At 59.0% G+C, this 2,160-nt stretch carries 3 protein-coding genes and 1 pseudogene; 2 read left to right on the forward strand and 2 right to left on the reverse strand.

The genetic code is table 11. The annotated features are described in order from the left end of the window. Nucleotides 1-287 (forward strand): transposase (locus tag CAPSK01_RS11120; RefSeq protein WP_273703525.1); only part of this gene is annotated, 287 nt, incomplete at its 5' end. Nucleotides 288-1,188: 901 nt separating this feature from the next. Here the strand turns inward: CAPSK01_RS11120 and CAPSK01_RS11125 are convergent. After that, nucleotides 1,189-1,443 (reverse strand): hypothetical protein, encoded by a 255-nt coding sequence (locus CAPSK01_RS11125; protein WP_034926310.1) that lies wholly within the window; start codon nucleotides 1,441-1,443, stop codon nucleotides 1,189-1,191. Nucleotides 1,444-1,505: 62 nt separating this feature from the next. Between CAPSK01_RS11125 and CAPSK01_RS11130 the strand changes: the two genes are divergently transcribed. After that, nucleotides 1,506-1,790 (forward strand): hypothetical protein, encoded by a 285-nt coding sequence (locus CAPSK01_RS11130; RefSeq protein ID WP_273703526.1) that lies wholly within the window; start codon nucleotides 1,506-1,508, stop codon nucleotides 1,788-1,790. Here CAPSK01_RS11130 and CAPSK01_RS22730 read toward each other — a convergent pair. Further along, a pseudogene (locus tag CAPSK01_RS22730) lies at nucleotides 1,774-2,160 on the reverse strand (hypothetical protein); the annotation flags it as partial. The gene CAPSK01_RS11130 and the pseudogene CAPSK01_RS22730 overlap by 17 nt on opposite strands.

Here is a 2,160-nt window from a genome sequence, read left to right on the forward strand (position 1 = left end):
AGAGCAAGGCGACCAACCTCCTCTGGCGCTTGCGCACCTATGCCGAGGATGTCTGGCGCTTCGCTTCTGATCCCAACGTCCCGTTCTCCAACAACCTCGCCGAGCAAGCGGTTCGCATGCCAAAGGTCAAACAGAAGATATCCGGCGGCTTCCGGACCAGAAATGGCGCCGATACCTTTTGTACGATCCGTTCCTACCTCGCCACCCTGCACAAGCAGGGGCACAATCTCTTTCACGCCCTCACCCTGACTTTCCAGGGCCAGCCTCCTCAGCCTCGTTTGGCTTGAACTGCACAGCCATTGGTCGAGGCTCCTGAGTAGTTACCCGTTGCCGGGTTCTCATGCCTCCGGACGATTCGCCAAGCATACATCAGGCTCGCTTCGTTGAATTCGCTCCCCGTTTCCTCATCGCGCCACCAAGAGGACGCCAGAGAATCCGGTCCGAGATAGCGCCAGCGTCGATGCTCTCCGCTGCATAGCTCGATCTCATAGATGTCGTCTGGCTCGAGCTCCAGCATCGGGAAAGCTGTCATTCCGACTGCTCGGACTGGGCAGACGTTCGAGCCGATCCAGCGCGGAAAGAGACATCCTCGACAAGTGGATCGAGGAGAAGGGCCTTGACGGCAAGGGCGGCCCGCTCAAAAGCGATCTCAGAGCAATGCGTGGCAAGTGGGGCGACGAGTTCTGAACTGGGCATGCCGCCATTCTAACGAGGACAGGCTCGCGCGGATACGGTACCGCGCAGTCACTGCCTCCCCGCGACTTGGCTCGGCTTCCGCGGTGGCGACGGGCAACCGGAGAAGGCGGCGTCAGTTCCTTCAACGTCAGTGGCGCCGGTTGCTTGCCCGCTAGCACTGTCTTCACGATGCCTGGCGCCGCCCGTGTCAACCGGATGACGCACGTGGCGATAGCGTCTCTGGGCCAGCAAGATCGATCGGCCTGACTCCGGCGACCGGTGCCGAAGGGTGTGCTCCCGCCGTCAAGGCGCAGGCCAGGAACGCGTTTTGACGCCGGGCATCCATCGCGTACAATCGTCGGAGCAACGCTGTCTCCGCGCCTTGTCACGAAAGGTTGCAGAACGAATGAAAAAGACGCTGGTTTCCTTGATGGCTTTGACAGTTTATCTTATGGCGTTGCCGGCAAGATCAGCACAGATCTACGAGTGCGTGGCGATCGGGGGCGGCGAATTCTACTCCACGGGACGCTGCTCCGAGCATAAGGGGCGGTAGGCCGAATTATTCATCAGGTTCCTGATGGCCTTCCATTTGACCAGCAGGTAGATATCATAAACAAGAGAAAAGGCGCGGAGCAAAAACAGGAGGATACGTTCTCGAAGCTGCAGGAATGCAGTTCTTTTGCCGATGAGCTTGCCGCGCTGAACAAGAAATATGCCCAAGGTAACTATGTCGAAGTCAACGAAGTGAATCGCGATCAAGCGCGCCATCGCGAACTGAAATCCAGGCAGGCGTCTCGTGGCTGTTTTTCGAAGTGAGATGGGAGCGAAGCATGCATCCGCGACGTCTGCTCTGTCCCCTGCTGCTGCTCCTCACCCTCCCCACCCAGGCCGACACCCTCAATGGTACCGTCGTCTCGGTGGCCGACGGCGACACCATCATCGTCCTGCACGCCAACCGCGAACAGAACAAGATCCGTCTCGGCGGCATCGACGCCCCCGAGAAGTCCCAACCCTTCGGGCAGTGCTCGAAGCAATCCATGTCGGCTCTCGCGTTCGGGAAGGAGGGCGACGTGCAGTGGCATAAGCCAGGGCAATCGCTTACGCATATTTTATAGAATCCTTGTGGGTCTGCCCGGGGAACGCCAGATTGATCAGGGATTCGCGATAGATTTCGTTTCGGTCGGCATGGATGCGGCGGCGGCGTAAGCCCATCTTGGAGCCTTCTTCTCTGCGCACGGTGGCCAGGACAAACTTGCGCAGGACAGAGAAGTTTCTCGCCGAGTGCCCCTCTCTGGCACGGCACTGATCTTCGCGGAAGACCACATCGAGTGTCCAATGCAAGCCATGGCAAGTAGGCCGGAGGAGTTGCACCCCCGACCTCTCACAGAACGGTGCGTGAACCTCTCGATTCACACCGCTCCCATCAAGCAAACGCACCGACCATTCCTTTCTGCCAATGCACGAAGAGATACGGCTGCTTCTCAG

Origin of the sequence: Candidatus Accumulibacter vicinus (genome assembly GCF_000584955.1) — a bacterium.
Taxonomy (GTDB): Bacteria; Pseudomonadota; Gammaproteobacteria; order Burkholderiales; family Rhodocyclaceae; genus Accumulibacter; species Accumulibacter vicinus.

What these genes read in the sequence shown, in the direction of transcription:
- CAPSK01_RS11125 (WP_034926310.1), bottom strand. Translation starts at nt 1,443, where the DNA reads ATGGCGCGCTTGATCGCGATTCACTTCGTTGACTTCGACATAGTTACC.
- CAPSK01_RS11130 (WP_273703526.1), top strand. Translation starts at nt 1,506, where the DNA reads ATGCATCCGCGACGTCTGCTCTGTCCCCTGCTGCTGCTCCTCACCCTC.